Raw genomic sequence first — 14,539 nt, 5'->3', positions numbered from 1 at the left:
GGGCGCATGCTTACATCCACGACACTGGCCCGCGCGATCGCACTGGGTCTGGCGGCCGTGCCGGCGTGTTCACTGGCGGGCACGTTGGACTACACGTTGTATGCCGGCCTGGAGCACAGCAACAACATCGCCTTGTCGTCCGATCGCCCCCTCAGCGAGAACGTGCTCACGCCGGGCGCCACGTTCCAGTTCAACCAGCTGGGTTCCACCTTCCAGGCGAACGTGCTCGGTACGGTCGAATACCGGAAGTACCTCGAAGGCCACTTCGATCCGCAGACGCAGACGCAAGTCGGCGCGCAGGCGAACTGGACCGTGCTCCCGCAACGGCTGGACTTCTCGGTCGAGGACTATGCGGGCGTGCAACCGGTGGACCAGTTGTCCGCCGATTCGCCGGACAACCGGCAGCAGACCAACGTGCTGGTGCTGGGTCCCACGCTGCGGATGCGTTTCGGCGATGCCGCGCGCGGGCAGCTGGAGCTGCGCTACATCAACAGCTATGCGTCGAAGGTCGACCAGTTCGATTCCTCGCGCGGTATGGCGGCGTTCCGCCTGTATCGCGACCTCGGCCCGACCGACCAGGTGTCCGGCAACGTCGAGTTCCAGCGCGTGGACTTCACCCGCCAGCCGGACGGTGCCAACTACGATCGCAAGGAAGCCTTCGTGCGCTACACACGAAAGCTGCCGCATTTCGATGCGGATGTCCTGCTCGGCGGCACACGGCTGTCGTTCGACCAGGGCCGGAGTGTGTCGGCGCCGCTGGTTCGACTACGTGTGGGCTGGCAGCCGACGCTGCGCAACGCGGTGTCCGTGGCTGGCACCTGGCAATACGCCGATGCCGCGCAGGACATCATCACCACGCCCGGCGTGTACGGTGCGGGGCTGCAGGCCGATCGCGCCGAGGCCATCGATCCGTTCGCCAATACCGGCGGGCTGGGGCGTGGCGCGACCGGTAACGGTATCGGCGTAGGCAGTGCCGTGATCGGCTCGCAGGTGTACCGCGAGCGCCGGGTGGAGGCGAACTGGAACTGGCGCGGCGATCGCCTGACCGTCACGGTGTCGCCGGCGATCGGCAAGCTGGCCTACCTGGACGACCCGACCTTCGACCAGACCGCGCGTGGCCTCAGCGTCGGCATGGGCTATCGCATGACGCCGACGCTCACCTTGTCCGGCTTCGGTACGTACGAGCACGTGGATTACCGCACGCTGGACCGCAGCGACCACACGACCCGCCTCGGGCTGGACCTGGCCAAGGAGATCAACCGGCACTGGAGTTGGCACATCTCCGTGGCACGCGAGCGGCGCAGCAGCGATGCGGCGGCACAGAGCTACCGCGAAGCGGAGTGCTTTGTCGGCGTGGTGTACCGGAGGTGAGCATGCGTGACGACCTGGACCTGCCCTTTTTCTTCGGCGCCGAACACGGCCTGTTCGGCATGTACCACGCGCCCGCCGTGCGGCCGCGCCAGGCGCTGCTGATGTGCCCGCCGCTGGGCCAGGACCTGATCCGCTGCCACCGGCTCTACCGGCAGCTGGCCCAGGCGCTGGCCGGGCAGGGCGTGGCCGTGCTGCGCTTCGATTACCACGGCACAGGCGATGCCGCCGGCGCCAGCAACGAAGTGGACTGGGATCGTTGCGTCGCCGATACGGCGACGGCCGCCGACCAGGTGCGCGCACGGGCCGGCGTGGACCGCGTGGTCGCCTTCGGCGCGCGCCTGGGCGGCAGCATTGCGCTCGCCGCCGCGTCACGGGCCCGCTTCGCCGAGGTGATCGCCTGGGACCCGGTGTTCGACGGTGCCGAGCACGTCGCGGTACTGGATGCGATGCAGGCCGCGTTGCGCGAGGACCCGAACCGGTTCACCCATCCGCGTGACGCGGCCGATGCCGCGGATCAGTGGCTGGGTTTCGATGTCGGCGCCGCCTTGCGGCGCCAGCTGGCCGCGCTGCATGTCGATGCGAGCGCCGTGCCCACGCTGGTCCTGGATTCGTTGCCGGAGGGCGAGCCGCGACGCTGGGACGGCCGCCTGGGCGAGCGCGGCCGGATTCGCGTGCTGGGCCAGCCGACGCCATGGAATGACCTGCACCGGCTGGAAACCGCGATTCTTTCGCCGTCTTTGATCCAGGCCGTGAGCAGTCGCTTCAGGGAGATCGCGTGATGCACGAGCAAGCCCATCGTTTCGGTCGTGCGCGGCACCTGGTCGGCATCGCCGGCGTGCCCGCGGGCGACGCCGGCGACATCGGTGTCATCGTGCTCAATGCCGGGCTGGTCCACCGCATCGGTCCGTTCCGCCTGCACGTGGAACTGACCCGCCAGCTCAATGCCGCCGGGTTTCCCACGCTGCGCTTCGATATGTCCACGCTGGGCGACAGCGCGGCCACCGGCGGCGGGCAGACCCGCGTGCAACAGGTGCTGGCGGACCTGGACGACGCCATGGGCCTGCTAGCCAGCCAGGCCGGTTGCTCGCGCTTCGTGCTGGTCGGGCTGTGCTCGGGCGCTCAGAACGCCCATGTGGTGGCGGCGCAGGACCCGCGTGTCGCCGGGGCGGTGTTCCTGGACGGCTATGCCTATCGCACGCTGGGCTATCGCCTGCGGCATTACCTGCCGCGACTGGCGGACCCGGCGCGCTGGCTGCGTCGTTTGCGCCGCCGCGGCGGCGAGGCAAGGGCGGCGGCACGGGCCCCGGAACCGGTGTTCGCCGTGGCGCCGGCGCCACGCGCCGAGGTGATCGCCGATTTCACCGGCATGGTTGCGCGGGGCATGCGGCTGTACCTCGTCTACTCGGGCGGTATCAGCGACTGTTTCAACCACTCCCGCCAGTTCCGCGAGTGCTTCGGCAAGGTCATGCGCCATCCGGCCGTGGCGACGCGCTACCTCGCCGGGACCGACCACACCTATGTCCTCACCGGCGACCGCGCACGGCTGGTGCACGGCATCGACGACTGGCTGACCCATCATTTTCCACCGGCTGCGGCCGGGAGGCACCCGTGAATACCGTCCTGGTCACCGGCGGCGCCGGCTACATCGGCAGCCATACCGTGCAACAGCTGGTGGCGCGAGGCGATCGGGTGGTCGTCATCGACAATCTGTCCACCGGCTTCCGCGAGGCGGTGCGTGGTGCATCGATGGTGGAAGGCGACGTGGGCGACGGCGAGCTGGTCGGACGCGTGCTGCGTGCGCACCGCGTGGATGCGGTGCTTCATTTCGCCGCGCACACCGTGGTGCCGGAATCGGTCAGCGATCCGCTGAAGTACTACGGCAACAACACCTGCAACACGCGCAACCTGCTGGCTGCCTGCGCGGAGGCGCGCGTGGACAAGTTCATCTTCTCGTCCACGGCGGCTGTGTACGGCACCACGGCCGCGGGCATCGCGGACGAGGAAACACCGACGCGCCCGGCCAATCCGTACGGCCGATCCAAGCTGATGTCCGAGACCATGCTGCGCGACTGGTGCGCCACCGGCGCCATGCGCCATGTGGTGCTGCGTTATTTCAACGTGGCCGGTTGCGATCCGCTGGGACGCATCGGCCACAGCACGCCCGCGGCGACGCTGCTGGTGAAGGTGGCGTGCGAGCACGCCGTGGGCAAGCGTGCCAGCCTCTCGATCTACGGCACGGATTACGACACGCCCGACGGTACCGGTGTGCGCGACTACATTCATGTCGACGACCTTGCCGCCGCGCACCTGCGCGCCCTCGACCATCTGCGTGACGGCGGTGCGTCGCTGACGCTCAATTGCGGCTACGGTCACGGCTACAGCGTACGCGAGGTGGTCGACGCGGTGGCCCGCGCGAGCGGCCGTCCGCTCAATGTGATCGAGCTGCCACGTCGCCCGGGCGATATCGGCAAGCTGATCGCCTGCAGCGACCGGCTGCGCGAGGTGCTCGACTGGACGCCATGCCACGACGACCTGGATTTCATCGTGCGCACGGCGCTGGATTGGGAATACCGCCTGATCGGCGCGCCCGCGCCCGTGGCTTCGGTGGCATGAGGATGCGCTTCACCGTGCACCGCGTGCCGTTCGTCGTCTGCCTGCTGATCGCCAGCGTTGTCGCCGGCTTGCCTGGCCCGGGACGTGCCGCTGCGCCATCGGGTGCGGCCACATCGCCTGTATCGCCACGCACGGCCGGGTCGCCGCGCCCACCCGCCGCGCAGGCCATCCTCGTGCGTCCACAGGCGGGGAAGGGCGACGTGCTGGCCGTGTCGGCGGGCATTCCGTTTCCGCCGGGGCTGCTGCGCGATGCGACGCTGCTGCGCATCGTGGATGCGCAGGGCCACGAGATACCGTCGGCCATCATGCCCCTGCTGCAGTGGCATACCGGTGCCGGCGGCGTGCGTTCGGTGCGTGCGCAGTTCCGTGCAGCAGCGGGCACGTATTACTTCATCCTGGGTGCGCCCCATGCCGCGGCGATGCCGGCGTGGCCGTATGCGCCGGGGCGGACCGGCTCTCCGTCTGCCGCCCTGGCGACGCTCACCCCGCAGTGGCTGACCGCGTCGCTGATCGCCGGCCCGCAGTCGATGGCCACTTCCGATGAGCCTTACGCGCGCTACGTCGATGCGCAGTTCCGCTGGGCGCGGACGCTGCCCACCGCCGACACCACGGCCTGGTTGTTCGACCGCCCGTCCACGCTGTTCAAGGCCTATGTGCGCACCGGCCGCGCGGATTACCTCGACGCCGCCGAGGCCAGCTATCGCTGGTACATGGCCGGTATCAAGCGTGACGGCGTGCCGGCCAGTCCGTCCTGCGCGGGGGGCTGGATGCCGTCGGGCAAGCCGTGCGACGTCAAGTACGTCTACATCGAGCCGATCCTGCTGGCGATGGCGCTCAGCGGCGATGACACGATGCACGATGCGGCCACGGTGGCTGCCATGGCGGACTTGTGGGACAGCGGTGGATGGAACGGCGCACCCGGTCCGTATCGCCATGCGGACGATTACTTCACCGAACGACTGGCCGGCCTCGGCCTGATCCAGACAGTGGCCGCCTATGAACTGACTGGCGATGCGCGTTACCGCGAACGCATCGATGCGCGGATCGGCTGGCTGGAACAGCAGCAGCGGCATAATCCGGACGGCCTCGGCGACGACGGTTCGTGGCGCAACAGTTGGAACGTGCACGAGAACGACCGCGGCGGCGCCGACGACATGCGCGGTGCATCGCCCTGGATGAGCGAGAACATCGTGGACGGCCTGTGGCATGCGTGGCTGGTCACGAAAGACCCACGCATCCCGGCCATGATCACCGGCTTCGGCCGCTACCTCGAACGCTACGGCTGGATCGAGCCGACGTTACTGGTGCCGCCGCACGACTGGCGCAACGGCTGTTCCGGCCCGCAGGGCCAGATCGCCTGGTACTGGTCGTCGTCGCAGGCCACCCCCGCCGCGCTGATGAAGATCCAGGAATCGGAAGGCTGGTACAGCGATGGGCACACGGTGGAACTGGGCCTGCCGGTGGCCGCGGCGCGCTATTTCGAGACGGACACGCGTCAGGCTGCGGCGCTGACGAAGCGCTTTGCCGCCATCGCCTCGTCGTATGCGCCGTCGTGCGCGGCGATCGCCGACACGTTGCGCCGCTTCAACTGGAACAACCGCGGCGCCGGCGTGGCGCAGTGGATGATGGCGCAGCCGGCCGGCGCCGGCGTGGCACCACCTTCCCGTGCGACCCCGCCGGCGGCGTCGCCGTGAACCGTCGCCTCGCCGTGCTGCGCAGCGTGGGCATCGTCACGGTGTCCACCTATATCGAATACGCGCTGGGCCTGCTGATGAGCGTGTGGATCGCACGCGCCCTGGGTCCGGTGGACTTCGGTCGCTATGCCTTCACCGTGTGGCTGTGCGGTTGGCTGATCGTGTGTTCCAACCACGCACTGACCACCTCGTCCACCAAGTTCATCGCCGAGGCCGACGGCATGGGCGATGCCGGCCTGGCCTCGCACCTGGCCGCCCGCTTCTCGCGTCTGCAAGGGTGGAGCTCGGCCGTGGTGATCGGCCTGTTCGTGGTGGTGGGCTGGCTGTGCCGACCGTCCGAATGGGACCATTCGCTGCTTCCGATCATGGCGCTGGTGGTGGTCGCGGTGGTCGCCAAGGCCAACTACGCGATGCAGGTCGCCATCGCCAAGGGACAGGAGCGTTTCGAGCCCGAGGCGGTGGCCACCGTGGTCGGCGGCGTGCTCGGCATGTTGCTGGTGCTGGCCGCCATGCTGATGCACGCGGGGCTGGTGGACTTCGTCGCGCTGTTCGCGGTCGCCTGCCTTGTGCTGAACCTGGTCAACCGGCAGGTCTATCGCCGCTGCTGCCGATCCTTCGCACCGGGCCCGGTACCTCGGGCGCTGTCGCAGCGGGTGGATCGCCACCTGAAGCTGACCGCCGCCCTGGTGCTGATGGGTTCGTTCCGTGTCGGCACCATCGAGATCTTCCTGCTCAACACGTTCTCCGGCTCGGTGGCGGTGGGGTATTTTGCGATCGCCGGCACGCTCACGCGCGGGGCGGTGCAGCTGTTCTCTGTCGGGCTGACCTCCACGTTGCTGCCGTACATGGCCAAGTCCTACGGCGAGCACGGCACGGCACGGGCCGCCCGCTTCCTTTCCGAGGCCACGCGGTTCTACTGGGCGGTGGGCATCGCCATCGCCGGGCTGGGTCTGGTCACGACGCCGGACATCGTCCGGCTGATGTACGGCAGCCGCTACGTGGAAGCCATCCCCGCGATCGAGGCGACCCTGGTGCTGGGTGGCCTGTTGCTGATCGGCAACGGCATCGCCGCGTTCCAGACCGTGGTGGACCGCCAGGACGATCGTGTCCGCATCGCCACAGTGGCGCTCGTGGCCAACGCCACGCTGGGCGTGACGCTGATACCGGCGTTCGGCCTGCCGGGCGCCGTGCTCACCTACGCCGGCACCCGCGTGGTGGAGATGGCGCTGGCCGTACATTACCTGCGCAAGGCCACCCGTGGCGGCTTGCCGCTGGCGGCGATGGCGCGCCTGTTCGTCGTGGGCGCGGTGGCCACGCTGGCGGCCTGGGCGACCACTGCGGCCATTCCGTCGCTGGCCGGTTTCCTCGGCGGCTGCGCGGTCTTCGGGGTGCTTTACCTGCCTGGCAGCGTGCTCGTGCGCTACTGGACGGCGGACGACGTGCAACTGATGACGGGCATCAGCCAACGCCTCGGCCGCCCGGGTCGCTGGCTGTCGCGCATGCTGGATCACCTGCCGTCCGCCGCGGTCAAGGCCGGCCCATGAGCCAGGTCTGTCGCGTGGTGGATTCGCTGGAAACCCTGCAGGACCATCGCGACGGGATGGCCCTGTTGGCGGCACGGCCCGGTGCGGCCAGCGGCATCGTGCAGCACCCGGACTGGATCGCGTACGAGGTGGCGAGCCGCAGCGACGGCACGCGACCGCACGTGATCCTCGTCTGCGATGCAGGGGGAGGCGTCGTCGGCTACGCCCCGCTGCTGGCGGTCGGGCACGTCGCGCGGATCGACCTGGGCGGGCGCCGCATGCCGGTGTATCGCGGGCCCGTGCTGCGCCTGCTCGGTGACGATGTCGTGGCGGACGACGCCGATCGCGAGCGGGTCGGCGACGCCATCGCCCACCATCTCGCAGGCGACGCCAGCGTGCGGGTGATCCGTATCCAGGAGGCCGGCCTGCCCAGCCGGTTCGCGGATCGCCTGGCCGCCGTCGGCCTGCGCATCGTCGCCGCGCACCTGCGTGACCAGGTGCACTGGTCGATCGACCCACAGCCGTCCTCGGAAACCTGGCTGGGCGGCATGGACAGGAAGAAGCGCGCCGATCTCACGCAGCGCGTGGGGCGGGCGTATCGCAAGCTGGGCGGCGATGCGGCGCTGCATACGTTCGATCGGGCGGAGGGCATGCGCGAGTACGCCCGGCTGATGAACGAGGTGTACGCGCGCACCTGGCACCACGCCGCATTGCCCATCGACTGGGAGGCACCGGCGCGCGTGGCCCTGTTCGAACGCCTGGCCGCCGCCGGGCAACTGGTCGGGCACGTGGTGCTGCGCGAGGGGCAACCTCTGGCCTATGTGCACGGCTATCGCCTGGGCGGCACCTACCTGGTCGACGACCTCGGCTACGACGAGGACGTAGCGAAGGTGGGCATCGGCTCCGTCGCGGTGTTCCAGGCCATTCGCGCCTTGCTCGACCGGTTTCCCGGCGAGCGCATCAGCTTCGGCTACGGCGACAACCAGTACAAGCGACTGCTTGCCACGCGCGCCGAGGCGTGCGGTTCGCTGTATGTCGTGAGATCGATGCCCGCGACCCTGGGTTTCGGCGCGTACAGGCCGCTGCGCTGGGCATACCGCCGTGTTTATCGGCTCAGGGCAGAGTGGCGTGTGCGTCGTGGTAAGTAGGCGTAACGGTGACGTGCTGCATGGTCGGTTTCGTGAAGGCGACCTGCGTGATGACCTCATCAAGACGCTCCGCAAGTTGCCGCTTGAGGTTTACGTATTGAGCGAAAGGATCACTCTAACTGAACTTTTTTAGGTTCTTCGCGCATGACCGGGGTCTGTACCGAAGCCGAAGCCGAAGCCCGTCGCTCGTATGGCGCGGCGCCTCCTCCCCGTGCCCACCCATGACGGCGAGCCCTTTAGCTATCGCTGATCGTGGCGCTTAAGCGCGCCGACGCGCCTGACGCGCTTCCATCCACTCGTACAGCACCGGCAGCAGCACCAGCGTCAACAGGGTAGAAGTGATCAGCCCGCCGGCCACCACGGTCGCCAGGGGACGCTGGGTTTCCGCCCCCACGCCTTGCGAGAGCAACATGGGGACCAGGCCGAGGATCGCCACCGTGGCCGTCATCAGCACCGGTCGCAGCCGCAGCAGGCTGCCCTGGATCACCGCCTCGCGCAGGTCGCCCGCCGCATCGCGTTGCCTGTCGAGGAAGCTGACCAGCACGATGCCGTTGAGCATGGCGACGCCGAACACCGCGATGAAGCCGACCACGGAAGGCACCGACAGGTATTGCCCGCTGACGAACAGTCCGACCACGCCGCCGATCACCGCGAACGGCACGTTGGCCAGGATCAGCGCCGCGTGCCTGAACGACTGGAACGCGGTGTAGAGCAGCACGAAGATCAGCAGGATCGTCAGCGGGACGATCAGCGCCAGTCGTTGCATGGCGCGCTGCTGGTTCTCGAACGCGCCACCCCATGCCGTGTAATAGCCGGTGGGTAGCGCCAGTTCGCGCGCCAGGCGTGTTTCGGCCTCCCGGACGAAACCGTCGATGTCACGCCCGCGTACGTCCAGGCCGATGACGGCGAAGCGTTGCAGCGCCTCGCGGCGAATGAACGAGTAGCCGTCCGCCTGCGTCACCGTGGCTACCTGCGCGAGCCGTACCAGCACGCCGGATGGCGTGCGCAGCGGAATGCGCCCGATCGCCTCGGGCGACGCCTTGCTGGCGTCGTCCAGCCGCACGGCGATGTCGAACCGGCGCACGCCATCCACCAGGCTGCCGACGGCCTGGCCACCGATGCCGTTGCGCACCACGGTGAGGATGTCGTCCGCGTTGAGCCCGTAGCGGGCCATCGCTGCCCGGTCCACCTCGATGCGCAACTGCGGCTTGCCCAGGTTGGCTTCCAGCGACAGGTCGGCTGCACCGGGCACCGTGGCCAGGATGTCGCGTGCCCGGGCGCCCAGACGATCGAGCGTGGCCAGGTCGTCGCCGTAGATCTTCAGGGCCAGTGTGGCGCGCACGCCGGAGATCAGTTCCTCGATGCGCATCTGGATCGGCTGCGTATAGCTGACCACGGCCGTGGGCAGCGCGTCTTCGAGTTCCTTCTGCATCGTGGCCTCGATGCTGGCCAATGTCTGGCCGGGGCGCCACTGCGCGGCGGGCTTCAGCGGCGTGTACACCTCCATGTAGTTCACGTCGGCCGTCTCGCCCTTTTCCGCGCGTCCGATCATGGCCAGCGTGGTTTCCACTTCCGGCACCGTGGCGTGGATGCGTTCCGCGACGCGACGCGACACGTCGATGGACTCGTTCAGCGAAGCCGAGGGAATCGAGGTGATCCGCCACATGATCGCGCCCTCGCGCAGCACCGGCATGAATTCCTTGCCCAGCAGGGGAAACAGTCCCATCGCGGCCACGAGCAGCAGCAACGAGGTTGCCAGTACGCCGCGGCGATGAGCCAGCGCGGCGCGCAGCACGCGCTCGTAGCGACGCTTCAGCCACGCCACCAGCCGCGTGTCCTTCTCGTGCCCGGGCTTGAGCAGCACCGCCGCCAGCACCGGCACCAGGGTGAGGGCGAGCAGCAACGACCCGGCCATGGCGAAGCCGATGTTGAACGCCATCGGCCGGAACATCTTGCCCTCCAGGCCTTGCAGGCCGAACAGCGGCAGGAAGACCACGATGATGATGAGGATCGCGAAGGCGATCGGCGCGGCCACTTCGCGCGCTGCCTCGCGCACCGCGCCGCCGCGGTCGACGACGCGGCCCTGCGCGGCGTGCTCGCCCATGATCCGGTGTGCGTTCTCCACCATGACTACCGCGCCGTCCACCATCATGCCGATGCCGATCGCCAGCCCCGCCAGCGACATCAGGTTGGCCGACAGGCCCCAGCGGTCCATGCCGATGAAGGCGATCAGCATGGCCAGCGGCAGGGTGGTCACCACGATGAGCGCGCTGCGCCACTCGCCCAGGAAGACGAACAGCACGACGGCCACCAGCAGCGCGCCCTCCAGCAAGGCGCGGGTGGCCGTGCCGACGGCGGCGTCGACGAGGTCGGTGCGCTCGTAGACCGGGCGCACCACGACACCCGGCGGCAAGGCACGGCGGATCGTCTCCAGTTTCGCCTTGACCGCTTCCACCACGCTGCGTGCGTTCTCGTCGATGCGTGCCAGGGCCTGGCCGAGGACGACTTCCCGGCCATCGCGCGTCACCGCCCCGGTGCGCGGCGCGCCGGCCTCGACCACGGTCGCCACGTCGCGCAGGTAGACCGGCGTGCCGTCGTCGCTGCGCAGCACGATGGCGCCCAGGTCGGCGGCGTCGCGCAGCAGGCCCACGCCGCGGACCAGGTATTGCTCGCGTCCCACGTCGATCGCGTTGCCGCCCACCTGGGCGTTGTTCGCCTCCACGGCCTGCAGGACGTCCTTCAGGCCGAGCCGGTAGGCGATCAGGCGCTGCGGGTCGACGCGCACCTGGAACTGGCGCTCCTGGCCGCCCCAGGAGGTGACGTCGTCGACACCGGGCGCACTGCGCAGGATCAGGCGCACGGTCCAGTCCTGCCAGGCGCGCAGGTCCATGTCGGACACGGCGCCGTTTTCGCTTTCCACCGTGTACCAGAACACCTGGCCCAGTCCCGAGGTGTTCGGTCCCATCTCGGGCTTGCCGTAGCCGTCGGGCAGTCGCTCCGCGACCTGCTGCAGGCGCTCGTTGACCAGCTGGCGCGCGAAGTAGATATCGGTGTCGTCGCTGAAATACACCGCGATGTACGACAGCCCGAACAGGCTGACCGAGCGGATCGTCTCCACGCCGGGCAGGCCGGCGAGCGCCGATTCGACGGGTGTGGTGAGCAGGCGCTCGACATCTTCCGCGGCCAGCCCGGTGGCTTCGGTGTAGACGTTCACCTGCACGGGCGTTACGTCGGGAAAGGCATCGATCGGCAGGCGGCGCAGCGCGCCCACGCCCAGCGCGGCTATCGCCAGCACGCCAAGGATCACCAGCAGCTTGTAGCGCAGCGACAGGTCGACCAGTCGGGTCAGCATCATTCGTCTCCCAGCTGCGAGCGGAGCAGGCGTGCTTTCAGCACGAACGCGCCTTCCCTGGCGTAGCGGCTGCCGGCTGCCACGCCGCGCCGGATGGGCGTCCATCCGCCCCGCGTCTCGCCCACCTCGACCGGCGTGGGCTCGAACCTGCCGTTGCTGCCGCGCACGAAAACCGTCGCCTGGTTCTGCAGCAGCACCACCGCGTCGGCGGGCACGGCCAGTACCGTGTCCGAGGCGCCGGTGGCGATCCGCACGTCCACCGGATCGCCGGGATGGAGCAGGTCGTCGCGGTTGTCCACGCGAAGCCGGATACCGGCCGTTCGCGTGCCCTCGTCGGTGCGGTGCGCGCGCTGCACGACACGGGCCGGCCATGTCCGGCCCTGCGCGGCGATACTGGCCTCGGCTCGCGGTGTGATCTGCGCCGCCACGGCGGGAGGCAGCTGCGCTTCGACCCAGACGGTGTCCTCGGTGACCACGGTGAACAGTGTCTTGCCGGGTTCGACGCGTTCGCCGACGAGGAAATCGTCGCTGGTGATCCGGCCCGCGCGGGTGGCGACCAGCTCGAAACGGCCATCCGCTGCCGGCGAACCGCGCCGGAGCATGCCTGCGATCTGTGCGTCGCCCAGCCCGTAGGCGCGCAGTGCGGCGCGTGCCTGGTCGCGGGCCACCTGCGCCTCGGCATAACGGCGGCCGGAGACGGCCTGCGGCCCCAGCGCCGAGACGCGCGCCCAGTCCTGGCTGGCGACGATGAGGCGTCCCTGCGCCTCGGCTACCTCGATGCTGGAAAGCACCACCAAGGGGTTCCCGGGAGCCACCATGTCGCCGAGCCTGGCCTTGCGCTCGATCACCTGGGCGGTGACGCGTGGTGACACGAGTACGGTGGCATAGGCGTCGATCCGGACCTCGCCGGGGGCGACCACGGTCTCGGCCATGGCATGGGTGCCGAGCGTATCGACGACGATGCCCGCGTCGGCCATGGCCTTGTCGTCCAGTGCGAGGGGATGGTCGGTCGCGCCGGCCTGCATCGTGGCCAGTGCAAGGCCGATGACGAGTGCGATGCGGCGCGCGGAAATACGGTGGGTCATGGGTTGGCATCCTGTGCGGGGCCGTCGATCCAGTCGCCGAGGCGGCCGGTGGCCACGAGGTAGTCGAACCACGCCTGCCAGGTCTGGGTTTCCAGGGCGAGCGTGGCGAGTGCGGTATCGAGGTGCTGGTTCAACTGCACCAGGTAGTCGGAGGTATCCAGCTCCCCCGCCTGCCAGAGGCGCTCAAGCAGCAGCGTGCGTGGGCCGGTGGGTTCGGCGCGCAGGCGGCGCAGGGTGTCGGCGGTCTGGCGCAGCGTGCGGTAGGTGTCGGCGGCCTGCCGCAGTGCGGAGGCGGTCTGCCATCCCACGGCCTGTCGTTGCGCCAGGGCCGCATCCGCCTCGGCCTGCGCGGCGGCGATCTCGGCCCGTCCACTGTTGCGCACGGGCAGGGCGATGGCCACGCTGAGCCCGATCACCGGATCGCTGCGGGTGCCGCTGCGCACGCGGCCGCCGGTGAGGCTGACCACGGGATCGGGTACGCGGGCGCGTCGCGCCACGTCCACGGCGGCGTCGCGGCGACGTTGCTCGGCATAGGCCTGCGCCAGTTCGGGGCGTTGCTCCGCCTCCCGCGGCACGATCCCATCGGGTGGTGGAGGCAACCCCTCGGGCAGGGCGGGCAGCCCGGTTTCCATGCCGTCGCCCAGCGCCGCCAGTGTCGCCATGGCCGCGGCCTGCTGGCCTTCCAGCGAGGCCTGCGCGATGCGTGCCTCGGCCAGGGCGAGGGCGGCCAGGTCGCGCTCGGGTGCACTGAGGTCGCCGACCCGCAGTCGTCGCTCGGCAAGGTCGTCGAAGCGCTGCATCGCGGCCACGCGTTCGCGACCCAGCATGTCCTGTCGATGCAGCAGCCCGACGGATGCCCAGGCTTTCAGCCACTGCACCGCTATGTCGCGGCGGCGCAGGGCGTAGGCGGCCTCGCTGGCCATCAGCGCGGCGTGGCTTTCCTCGACCCGTGCCCGCCGTTTGCCGCCGATATCCAGCGCGAGGCTGGCCGAGGCGGTACGGCGATCGACATCGGCGTTTTCGCCCTCGAGGGAGAGCGTGGGGTTGTAGACGGGCTGGTCGGCCGCGCGGACACGGGCCGCGGCGGCACGCCGTTCGGCCTCCGCGGCCTGTACGTCCGGGCTGCGGGCCCACAGGGCGTGCACGCGATCGCGCAGGGCGGGTGGCGCCGGGGGCGGCAGGTCAGGGAGCGACGCGGCCTGTGCCCGGGCGGCGAGGCACAGGCAGGCGCACGCAGCGGCGTGGAACACCGTACGCAGGTGGGACATGGGTGGATCTCCGGAAGAACGTGCACGGATCGACGTGGCCGCTGAGGCGGCCGGCGTCACGCGGTGGGTTCGTCAGGCGATCGGTGGGCGGAGCGGGGAGCGCGTGTATGCCGAGACCAGCACGGCATCCGGCTTCACGGCGACGTGCGAGTGGGGCACGCCGGCGAGGACCGCGGGCAGCGCGGCAGGCATGGCGACGTTGTGCGCGCAGCTGCAATGGCAGCCGGCACCCTCGTCGAGCACGCAGGTGTCACCGGGGCCGGCCTCGGCCGTCGCAACGGCGATGTTGCCGTCGGCGAGGGAGGCCACGCGGGGGGCGTCGAGCAGGCAGAACGTGGCCATGGTGAGCTTGAACAGCAGCACCGCGAGCGCCAGCACCCACAGGCCGCGCTGGCGGCGGATGCGGGAGAACAGGCGGGGCGGGTGGGGGTGCATGGGTGGGGATGCTAGAGGATGGGGGGCGGTTGGACAATCGCCCACATCGT

The 14,539-nt window shown here is 69.7% G+C and carries 11 protein-coding genes; 7 read left to right on the top strand and 4 right to left on the bottom strand.

The features are described 5' to 3' along the window. Nucleotides 1-6: 6 nt before the first annotated feature. The 7 genes from ACVKN3_RS02035 to ACVKN3_RS02005 are packed head-to-tail and all read left to right on the top strand — an operon-like array spanning nucleotide 7 to nucleotide 8,349. On the top strand, nucleotides 7-1,371 hold the full coding sequence (locus ACVKN3_RS02035; RefSeq protein ID WP_354512795.1) for an outer membrane beta-barrel protein: 1,365 nt from the start codon (nucleotides 7-9) through the stop codon (nucleotides 1,369-1,371). 2 nt (nucleotides 1,372-1,373) lie between these two features. Then, nucleotides 1,374-2,150, top strand: coding sequence for an alpha/beta fold hydrolase (locus ACVKN3_RS02030; RefSeq protein ID WP_354512797.1), 777 nt, complete (start codon nucleotides 1,374-1,376; stop codon nucleotides 2,148-2,150). Further along, nucleotides 2,150-2,983 carry a dienelactone hydrolase family protein gene (locus ACVKN3_RS02025; protein WP_354512799.1) on the top strand — a complete coding sequence of 278 codons (834 nt, stop codon included), beginning with the start codon at nucleotides 2,150-2,152 and terminating at the stop codon, nucleotides 2,981-2,983. The genes ACVKN3_RS02030 and ACVKN3_RS02025 overlap by 1 nt, the downstream gene beginning before the upstream one ends. Then, the gene (galE, locus tag ACVKN3_RS02020) at nucleotides 2,980-3,984 is read left to right on the top strand and encodes a UDP-glucose 4-epimerase GalE (RefSeq protein WP_285401667.1); all 1,005 of its coding nucleotides are present in this window, start codon (nucleotides 2,980-2,982) and stop codon (nucleotides 3,982-3,984) included. The genes ACVKN3_RS02025 and galE overlap by 4 nt, the downstream gene beginning before the upstream one ends. Beyond that, on the top strand, nucleotides 3,981-5,678 hold the full coding sequence (locus ACVKN3_RS02015) for a hypothetical protein (RefSeq protein ID WP_456991080.1): 1,698 nt from the start codon (nucleotides 3,981-3,983) through the stop codon (nucleotides 5,676-5,678). Before galE ends, ACVKN3_RS02015 begins: the two co-directional genes overlap by 4 nt. Then, complete coding sequence (locus ACVKN3_RS02010; RefSeq protein WP_354512803.1) at nucleotides 5,675-7,222, top strand: oligosaccharide flippase family protein; 1,548 nt, start codon at nucleotides 5,675-5,677, stop codon at nucleotides 7,220-7,222. Before ACVKN3_RS02015 ends, ACVKN3_RS02010 begins: the two co-directional genes overlap by 4 nt. Continuing rightward, the gene (locus tag ACVKN3_RS02005) at nucleotides 7,219-8,349 is read left to right on the top strand and encodes a GNAT family N-acetyltransferase (RefSeq protein ID WP_285401673.1); all 1,131 of its coding nucleotides are present in this window, start codon (nucleotides 7,219-7,221) and stop codon (nucleotides 8,347-8,349) included. Before ACVKN3_RS02010 ends, ACVKN3_RS02005 begins: the two co-directional genes overlap by 4 nt. 259 nt (nucleotides 8,350-8,608) lie before the next feature. On the opposite strand, the gene ACVKN3_RS02000 is transcribed toward ACVKN3_RS02005, so the two are convergent. From ACVKN3_RS02000 to ACVKN3_RS01985, 4 genes are all read right to left on the bottom strand, one after another. Continuing rightward, on the bottom strand, nucleotides 8,609-11,701 hold the full coding sequence (locus ACVKN3_RS02000) for an efflux RND transporter permease subunit (protein ID WP_354513379.1): 3,093 nt from the start codon (nucleotides 11,699-11,701) through the stop codon (nucleotides 8,609-8,611). After that, on the bottom strand, nucleotides 11,701-12,786 hold the full coding sequence (locus ACVKN3_RS01995; RefSeq protein ID WP_285401675.1) for an efflux RND transporter periplasmic adaptor subunit: 1,086 nt from the start codon (nucleotides 12,784-12,786) through the stop codon (nucleotides 11,701-11,703). Before ACVKN3_RS01995 ends, ACVKN3_RS02000 begins: the two co-directional genes overlap by 1 nt. Next, the gene (locus tag ACVKN3_RS01990) at nucleotides 12,783-14,054 is read right to left on the bottom strand and encodes a TolC family protein (protein ID WP_354512806.1); all 1,272 of its coding nucleotides are present in this window, start codon (nucleotides 14,052-14,054) and stop codon (nucleotides 12,783-12,785) included. Before ACVKN3_RS01990 ends, ACVKN3_RS01995 begins: the two co-directional genes overlap by 4 nt. A gap of 72 nt (nucleotides 14,055-14,126) precedes the next feature. Continuing rightward, entirely contained in the window at nucleotides 14,127-14,489 is a 363-nt protein-coding gene (locus ACVKN3_RS01985; RefSeq protein ID WP_285401680.1) for a hypothetical protein, read from the bottom strand. Nucleotides 14,490-14,539 lie beyond the last annotated feature (50 nt).

Source organism: Luteibacter sp. PvP120, from assembly GCF_054055715.1.
This window is presented reverse-complemented; position numbering and strand designations above follow the sequence as displayed.

Coding starts and splice junctions, on each gene's coding strand:
- ACVKN3_RS02030 (WP_354512797.1), top strand. CDS start 1,374: ATGCGTGACGACCTGGACCTGCCCTTTTTCTTCGGCGCCGAACACGGC.
- ACVKN3_RS01995 (WP_285401675.1), bottom strand. CDS start 12,786: ATGACCCACCGTATTTCCGCGCGCCGCATCGCACTCGTCATCGGCCTT.
- ACVKN3_RS02035 (WP_354512795.1), top strand. CDS start 7: ATGCTTACATCCACGACACTGGCCCGCGCGATCGCACTGGGTCTGGCG.
- ACVKN3_RS02005 (WP_285401673.1), top strand. CDS start 7,219: ATGAGCCAGGTCTGTCGCGTGGTGGATTCGCTGGAAACCCTGCAGGAC.
- ACVKN3_RS02015 (WP_456991080.1), top strand. CDS start 3,981: ATGAGGATGCGCTTCACCGTGCACCGCGTGCCGTTCGTCGTCTGCCTG.
- ACVKN3_RS02000 (WP_354513379.1), bottom strand. CDS start 11,701: ATGCTGACCCGACTGGTCGACCTGTCGCTGCGCTACAAGCTGCTGGTG.
- ACVKN3_RS02025 (WP_354512799.1), top strand. CDS start 2,150: ATGCACGAGCAAGCCCATCGTTTCGGTCGTGCGCGGCACCTGGTCGGC.
- ACVKN3_RS01985 (WP_285401680.1), bottom strand. CDS start 14,489: ATGCACCCCCACCCGCCCCGCCTGTTCTCCCGCATCCGCCGCCAGCGC.
- ACVKN3_RS01990 (WP_354512806.1), bottom strand. CDS start 14,054: ATGTCCCACCTGCGTACGGTGTTCCACGCCGCTGCGTGCGCCTGCCTG.